At 43.7% G+C, this 8,023-nt stretch carries 8 protein-coding genes; 6 read left to right on the forward strand and 2 right to left on the reverse strand.

What is annotated here, in order from left to right:
- Nucleotides 1-135: 135 nt before the first annotated feature.
- Nucleotides 136-1,062: a hypothetical protein gene (locus tag O9295_RS09245; RefSeq protein ID WP_288032756.1), complete on the reverse strand. Its 927-nt coding sequence runs from the start codon at nucleotides 1,060-1,062 to the stop codon at nucleotides 136-138.
- A gap of 371 nt (nucleotides 1,063-1,433) precedes the next feature.
- Between O9295_RS09245 and O9295_RS09250 the strand changes: the two genes are divergently transcribed.
- Complete coding sequence (locus tag O9295_RS09250) at nucleotides 1,434-2,615, forward strand: RtcB family protein (protein WP_288032757.1); 1,182 nt, start codon at nucleotides 1,434-1,436, stop codon at nucleotides 2,613-2,615.
- Nucleotides 2,616-2,696: 81 nt separating this feature from the next.
- A complete protein-coding gene (locus O9295_RS09255; RefSeq protein ID WP_288032758.1) occupies nucleotides 2,697-3,308 on the forward strand; it encodes a 4Fe-4S single cluster domain-containing protein in 612 nt (203 codons plus the stop codon).
- A 145-nt stretch (nucleotides 3,309-3,453) separates the two neighbouring features.
- Here O9295_RS09255 and O9295_RS09260 read toward each other — a convergent pair whose 3' ends face one another.
- Entirely contained in the window at nucleotides 3,454-4,218 is a 765-nt protein-coding gene (locus O9295_RS09260) for a YebC/PmpR family DNA-binding transcriptional regulator (RefSeq protein ID WP_288032759.1), read from the reverse strand.
- A 219-nt stretch (nucleotides 4,219-4,437) separates the two neighbouring features.
- On the opposite strand from O9295_RS09260, the gene O9295_RS09265 reads away from it, so the two are divergent.
- From O9295_RS09265 to O9295_RS09280, 4 genes are all read left to right on the forward strand, one after another.
- Entirely contained in the window at nucleotides 4,438-4,923 is a 486-nt protein-coding gene (locus O9295_RS09265) for a pentapeptide repeat-containing protein (protein ID WP_288032760.1), read from the forward strand.
- 171 nt (nucleotides 4,924-5,094) lie between these two features.
- Entirely contained in the window at nucleotides 5,095-7,026 is a 1,932-nt protein-coding gene (locus O9295_RS09270) for a transglycosylase domain-containing protein (protein WP_288032761.1), read from the forward strand.
- 99 nt (nucleotides 7,027-7,125) lie between these two features.
- Nucleotides 7,126-7,815 carry a peptidoglycan-binding domain-containing protein gene (locus O9295_RS09275; RefSeq protein WP_190723239.1) on the forward strand — a complete coding sequence of 230 codons (690 nt, stop codon included), beginning with the start codon at nucleotides 7,126-7,128 and terminating at the stop codon, nucleotides 7,813-7,815.
- Nucleotides 7,802-8,023: DNA adenine methylase (locus O9295_RS09280; RefSeq protein ID WP_288032762.1), on the forward strand; the 222-nt coding region annotated here is incomplete at its 3' end. The genes O9295_RS09275 and O9295_RS09280, both read left to right, overlap by 14 nt.

Raw genomic sequence — 8,023 nt, forward strand, 5'->3', positions numbered from 1 at the left:
CTTGCTCCGTGCCATCGCAAATGAGGTTTGAGAGCTTGTTTCAACGCATTATACTGGTTCATAGGGGTTTCGAGATTAGTGCTATTTCTCATAAAACCCCACTCCCGCCTACTTTTCAAGCTTTTTGTCCTGTACTTAGATTCCATTTATTTCTTGAATATAAGTATCGGTGTCATATCGTTTAAATCTGCTATCTTGAAAACTGTTAATTAACCTAGGAAAATCCTCTAATTCAGAGGCACTAATTAATCTATTTCCGTAAAGAAGATCACCAGAAAAAACCCTAAAGGGAGAAGAACGGGTTTCCTCGGAAAATAAACTGCTACAGTTAGGTTGTAAATAGATGTAGATGTAGGCCAAACGCATATCTACAGAAGGCACAAATTCTAAGCCTAAATCAAAATAGCATAGAGTAGGTGGATTAAAAACAGATAAAATAGATTCCCGATAATTATCAGGCTTGCCAAAACTTCTCAACTGAATAAGATGACTACCAGTATTGACTCCCCCTCCTCTTAAATTGTTAAGAGAACATTGTTGAAAGTCAAGAAAGGTTTTAGTTATCGTTCTTTGCCAACTATTAATAATGACTGGAGAATTTACCCAATGCCTATACTGTTCTGGTCGGCGATCAATCTCGATACCAATGGGATCATCCGATTGACGGGGTTCTACCATGCGATAATAGTAAGTGTAGTCGCTAAATTTTACTCTTCGCGGCCCTGGAAGATCATTAACAAAGTTTTTCGGATCTACTTGCTGGCCAAATTCACAAACACTTTGATAATCTTTTATAGTAAACATTGGTAAAAGAATATCTGGTGGCGGCAGTTTGATTTCATCATCAGACCAACGACCTGTAAAAATCCAGGCGGCTGCCCGCTCAGAAACTACCCAAGCAAGACCTCTATATACAGGAATATTGTCAATACTCATTGTTAATAAATAAATCTGATCATTTATTTTGTAACAATTATCCCCAAAACTCTCAAGGATTGTGGCATCGATCTCAGCTAAAGGTTTGCCAAATGGAAGTGCGAGTAAATCAGTAAGATTGCTCATCATTGAATTTTTTGACTAAGTTACTGTTTCTGTTATACGCTATTTAGATGCTGAACAGCTTACTGTTTACCGATCACAGCAAAAAAGCTCCCCAATGCCTGCTCTTTCTGGGAACTTGTTGATAACACGAATGTAGTATATAATGTAATATAGGTAATAAGCTGTACTGCATTTAAACTGCGTCTTGACAATTTTAGTACAAATGCTCAGAACTCTGGTGCAGTCTGAACGAGTAATTTAGATAGTCAACAGCTTATCCTCTGGCGCTAAAACACGATCACTGATAACAATTTATCTAATTCATCGCAGAATCTAAATTGCCTTATTGTCTTGGTTACATCGGCTTTTTACCTGATTATTTCCTAAAAACTATGGCTTACGAAACTCTGGATATTTCCACACCGACACCGATTTTATCTTGGGCGGGGCATGAATTAGGATCCCAAGAAACCCAAATGGCCAAAAATGTCGCTTCCCTACCTTTTGTTTATAAACACATTTCTTTAATGCCCGATGTTCACTTGGGTAAAGGTGCTTTAGTCGGTTCGGTGATTGCCACCAAAGATGCCGTAATTCCTGCCGCCGTCGGAGTCGATATCGGTTGCGGCATGGCTGCCCTAAAAATGCCTTTCACTGGCGAACAATTGCAGGGAAAACTTAAAAAAATTCGCCTCGATGTAGAGGCGAATATTCCCGTCGGTTTTGCTGAAAATAAAGAAGTGGATCGGGAAGTAACTAAATGGCCAAAATGGGCTGAATTTAAACAGATTCATCGAGGCGTGCAGAACCTAGAGAAAAAAGCCCTTAAACAAATGGGTTCTCTGGGGGGTGGTAATCACTTTATCGAAATTTGTTTAGATACAGACAATCAAGTTTGGTTAATGCTCCATTCCGGTTCTAGAGGTATTGGTAATCAACTGGCCCAATGTCATATTGATACGGCCAAAGAGTTAGCAAAACTAGCAGAATGTAAATTACCTGACCTCGATCTGGCCTACTTTGTTGCCGGTACAGAAGAATTTGCCGCCTACTGGCATGACCTACAATGGGCGCAGGAATATGCCCGTTATAATCGGGAAATTATGATGGCTAGATTTAAACGCATTGTTGAAAAACATCTAGCGGGAGGCAAACCAACTAAACCCCTCTTAGTAGTTAATTGTCATCACAATTATGCCGAAAAAGAAATTCATTTTGGGGAGGAGGTTTATGTCACCCGAAAAGGAGCCGTCCGCGCCAGAGAAACCGATTATGGTATTATCCCCGGTTCCATGGGAGCGCAATCTTATATTGTCAAAGGCAAAGGAGAACATAATAGCTTCTGTTCCTGTTCCCACGGGGCCGGGCGCTTGATGTCGAGAAATCTGGCTAAAAAAACCTTTACTCTTGATGATTTAATCGCCCAAACCCAAGGGGTTGAATGCCGCAAAGATGAGGGCGTTATTGATGAGATTCCGGGAGCTTATAAACCCATCCAACAGGTGATGAATCAACAGGCGGATCTAGTGGAAATTGTCGCCACTCTCAAGCAGGTGATGTGTGTCAAAGGTTAACAAATCATGGCCAGAGCGATCGATTTTTGCCGTTTTTTCCCTAGCATGAAAAAGATAGGAATCGATCGAGGATTATAAGCGATGAGTCTGACTATTGCTGCCGAATTAGCGCAAATTCCCGCCCATCATCTCAATATCATGGGCTATGTGGATGAATCCGCCGTTAACGGCCCCGGCTGTCGGGCGGTGGTCTGGGTACAGGGTTGTTCTCGCGAGTGTCGGGGTTGTTTTAATCAAGCTTCCTGGCCCTTTAAGATCAATCAATTAATTACTGTTGAGTCTCTAGCAGCCAAAATTTTGGCTAATCCCCGCAATAGTGGCCTAACTTTCTCCGGAGGTGAACCTTTTTGGCAAGCAAAAGCCTTGACAGAATTAGCTAAATATGTTAAGGAAAAAGGCTTAAATGTGATGTCCTTCACGGGATTGACGATCGAACAATTGCGCTCAACCCAAGCACCGCCCCACTCTCAAGAATTATTGGCCCAGTTAGATATTTTGGTGGATGGGGCCTATGTGGAATCCCTGGCTATTCATTCCCCCGATTCTCCCGTTTCTTCTAGCAATCAACGGATTCACGTCCTCAATCCCGCTCTGGAAGATCAGATTAATTGGGCATCAGATCAAGTGGAAATTCATATTCTCAAAGACGGAACCCGAATTTTTACGGGATTTTGGGGACAGATTATTTCTTGATCGGGCCCAGAATCAGTGAGCAGTGAGCAGTAAACAGTAAACAGTAAACAGTGAGCAGTAATCAGTGAGCAGTAATCAGCTTCTGAAGGCAAGAGGCAAAAGGCAACAGTCAAGGGAGCGGGGATCACTGCCTAGGAATTTAGGATCACAGACCCACTAACATCAATTCCTCGACTAAATCAAAATTAGCCGTCACCGATTGCACATCATCGAGGGATTCTAGGGTGTCGATTAACTTGAATAAAAAACGGGCCTGTTCTCGATCGCTCACTTCTAGGGTATTAGTGGGAATCCAGCGTAATTCTGCTTCTTTGACCTTAAATCCCGCTGCTTGCAGAACCTTATTCAATCTCTCCAGGTTAGACACCTCAGTAAAAACTTCTGCCCCTTGACCTTCCTCCTCACTGTCAAAAAACTCGTAGGATTGGGCCTGGCCCACTAGGGAAGCTTCTAAAAGCTTATCCTCATCAATAGTTCCCTCAAGGCGAATTACCCCCTTATGGTCAAACATCCAGCCCACACAGCCTGTTTCGCCTAAATTACCGCCATTTTTGCTAAAAGCAGCCCGCAGAGCCGCCGCCGTGCGATTGCGATTATCGGTCAGTGCTTCGATCAGGATCGCCACACCCCCGGGACCATAACCCTCGTAGCGAATTTCCTCAAAAGCCGAGTCATTTTCCCAAGTTCCCGCCCCTTTGGCGATCGCTCTTTCGATATTGTCATTGGGAATACCGGCCGCCTTGGCTTTTTCGATCGCCGTGCGTAGCTGAAAATTGCCCGCCGGATCCGGAATACCGTTACGGGTAGCCACGATAATGGCCCGGGATAACTGGGTGAAAGTTTGCCCTTTTTTGGCGTCAACCCGGGCTTTTTGTCGTTTAATATTTGCCCATTTACTATGACCAGCCATACCTGTCTAACATATCCAACATCAAAAATCTAGCAGATCGATCGCTCTTGGTAAATCCGGGGATAATTGTCAACTCAACGAGTGCAGGGTAATGATCATAAATCCTGTTTCAAAGGTATAGGGAAGCGGCTAGTTCGAGCATTTGTACTAAAATTACCGATAGGCGGTTTAAATGCAGTACAGCTTATTATAGAAAAGGTTGATCAATCAGGGGGCAATATGGCGCAATTTTCTCGCAAAACTCTACTAACCTTGTTTGCTAGTATATTAGTATTATTATTCTCCTGGGCTCCGGCCCAAGCGCTAAGTTATAATAACCGCAATTTGACCGATAACGACTTTGCGGGGCAGGATTTGCGCGATTCCACCTTCGATCACTCTAATCTGCGCGGTAGTAACTTCAGTCATGCCAATCTGGAAGGAGTACGCTTTTTTTCTGCCAACTTGGAGGGGGCCGACTTTAGCGATGCCAATATGAGAAATGTGGATTTAGAATCGGCCCGTTTAACCAGAGCCAACTTTACCAATGCCGTTCTCGAAGGAGCTTTTGCCACTAACATTTTAATCAAAGGTGCAATTATCGACGGGGCCGATTTTACCGATGCAATTATTCGCTCCGATGTGGAAAAATATCTTTGTGAGATAGCCACAGGAACTAACCCCATAACTGGCAGAAATACCCGCGATACCCTATTTTGTCGCTGATACCTAACTATGCTGCCCCGAATCGCGCTGTCATGACCGATCGAAACTAGAGCCAGATCGGCCATAATTGCTGTAAGCTAGTATTCGATTTTTTAACAAAACCTTTACAATAGACTTTCAAGCCAGTTTAATCGATCAGTCCCCTCTTGGAAAAAGGAAATTGTAACCATCGTGTCCACCAGTACCCTCGGCAATCAAGACAAAGAGCAGAAACCTAGTAGTGACTCGGATAGCTTTTTCCAAGGAGTCTCCAGAGTCGCAGGGGGGACTGTTCTCGGCCTGTTGATGGTATCCACGGCCGTGGTGACTGGGGCTGTGGTAGGATTGGCGATTAGTTACCGCAATCTACCCGATGTGAGGATTTTACGGGGTTACGTCCCCACGGAAACCAGTTATATCTACGATGTTAAAGGCAGACCCCTGACCAGCTTACACGGAGAAGCGAATCGGGAAGTGGTGGAACTCGATCAGATATCTCCCAATCTGAAACGCGCCGTGATGGCGATCGAAGATAGCCATTTTTATCATCATCGTGGTATTAATCCTAATAGTATCGGCCGGGCAGTAGTGGCTAACTGGAAAAGTGGCGGTGTGGTGGAAGGTGCATCTACTATCACCATGCAGTTAGTCAAAAATATTTTTCTCTCCCATCAGCGCACCGTTAGCCGTAAATTAGCCGAGGCGGTCCTGGCAGTACGAGTGGAACAGGTTTTTAGCAAAAATGACATTCTGGAAATGTACCTCAATAATATCTATTGGGGTCATAATAATTACGGAGTGCAAACCGCCGCTAAAAGTTATTTTAATAAACCCGCCTCCGAGTTAAATTTAGCAGAATCGGCGATGATGGCTGGATTAATCCAAGCGCCGGAAGTTTATAGTCCTTTTAATAATTATAAAACCGCCAAGGAAAGACAGGCACTGGTTCTCAGTCGGATGCGTAGCTTAGGTTGGATTACCCCAGCACAGGAAGAGGCCGCTTTAAAGGAACCTCTGAAACTGGGTAAACCCACCGCTTGGCAAGAAAGTAAATTACCCTACGTTACCGATGCAGTGGTGGCAGAATTGCGGCAAAAATTTGGCAAGGAAACCCTAACGAAAGGGGGAATGCGGATTCAAACCACGATCGATCTCGACTTTCAAAACATGGCCGAGTCTACCATCCAACGGGCCTATAATAGCTTGCGTGGTCGCGGTATTCGTACCAAAGACCTACAAATTTCTCTAGTCGCAGTGGATCCCCGCACCCATTTCGTCAAGGCGCTCGTCGGTGGCGTTGATTACAATAAAAGTCAATTAAACCGCGCCATCCAATCCCGTCGTCAACCGGGGTCAGCTTTTAAACCTTTCGTCTATTATACTGCCTTCGCTAGTGGTCGTTTTACCCCCGAAACGGTGATTAATGATGCTCCCGTACGTTTTCGCGAGGCCGGCGGCTTCTATAGCCCAAAAAACTACGGTGGCGGCTTTTCTGGTCCGGTTTCCCTGCGTAGCGCTCTGATGCAGTCTCTGAATATTCCCGCAGTTGTTCTCGGTCGTCGCGTCGGGATAAATAAAGTCATTGAAGTCTGTCGTCTGTTGGGTTTCGAGAGTCCTTTAATTGCCGTCACCTCTTTACCTTTGGGATCCGTGGATGTGACTCCTCTGGAAATGGCGGGGGCCTACGCTACTTTTGCCAGTAATGGCTGGCATTCTAAGCCTACCTTTATCATGCGTGTTACTGATAGCCGCGGTAACGTCATGCTCGATAATACACCCAAACCGAAGCTAGTTTTAGACCCCTGGGCCACCGCTTCTCTCAATTCTGTCCTACAGGGAGTTATTCAAGGGGGAACAGCCACTTCGGCCCAAATCGGTCGTCCAGCAGCGGGAAAAACCGGTACTACCGATAACGAGAAAAATGTCTGGTTTGTTGGTTATGTTCCCCAATTAGCCACCGCAGTTTGGATTGGAGATGACCGAAACCGCACTTTAGGTAAAGGTATCACCGGCGGTGGTTTTGCCGCTCCCATTTGGCGCGATTTTATGGCACAAGCTCTGAAAAATGAACGAGTAGAATATTTTCCTTCTCCCTCCAAATTCCGCAAACCAACAGTTAAGTAGATAGTTAATATAATCGATCATGGGTGTTTTAGCTTCATTGATTTAAAAATACCAGTAGTCATACAATGTAAATAATTCTACATTCTGAAAAAATCAACCATGCGCCGCGTAAGTATTTCTATTGTTAGTATTGCTTTTTCTGTCTTTGCTCTAATAGTTTGTTACCATAGCTTGTTTGTCATACCTGAGACTGCTATTAAAACTCAAGCTATATACTGGTTCTATGCTGCACTTGTATCAGCAATAATTCCATATCTTGAAGAAGTGGTAGTTTATATAAAGACTATCAAGGTTGGCAGTAGTGGTATCGAAATTGCTATGAATGAGGTCAAAAAAGAAATACAAAAAATTGATGAAAAAGTAGAAAAACTGGACAATAAATTATTGCAGACACTGGATAGGATTCAACAAAATGAGTCATCACTTTCACAGCAAGCTCGCGAAATCCGGCAACAAAATTATGATTCTTGGACTGTCAACGTACTTGCGAAGATGAATCCTCAAGCAAAATTAGCAACACAGGAATCTCTGACTTACAATCATCTCAAGAGCGAAGGTGTTGGAATCAAGGAACTTAAAGATATGTTAGGCCAACTTGGCTACTATCACGGGAACATAGATCAAGTTTTTACTCCCGAGTTAGCCCAAGCGGTTGAGAAATTTCAATTTGAAAATCGATTGGGAATACCTGACGGTATAGCTGGTTCAATAACGCTCTCTAAAATTGCAGAACTTTTGCCTCGTCAAATCGGCGCAGCCTCAATTAGTAAATCTAATGTCAAAAATTAAAAGTCCCTTGCGCTATCCTGGTGGTAAATCCCGGGCAATTAAGCAAATTCTGCCGCAAATTCCTGTGAATATTAGGGAATATCGAGAACCTTTTTTTGGTGGTGGTTCTGTGTTTTTTGCTGTTAAGCAACTCTTTGGACAACAAATAAAAACCTATTGGATTAATGACTTAAATTATGATTTATATTGTTTCTGGCAATGCGCTCAA

It is taken from the genome of Microcystis sp. LE18-22.4A, assembly GCF_027531105.1.
Lineage (GTDB): Bacteria > Cyanobacteriota > Cyanobacteriia > Cyanobacteriales > Microcystaceae > Microcystis > Microcystis aeruginosa.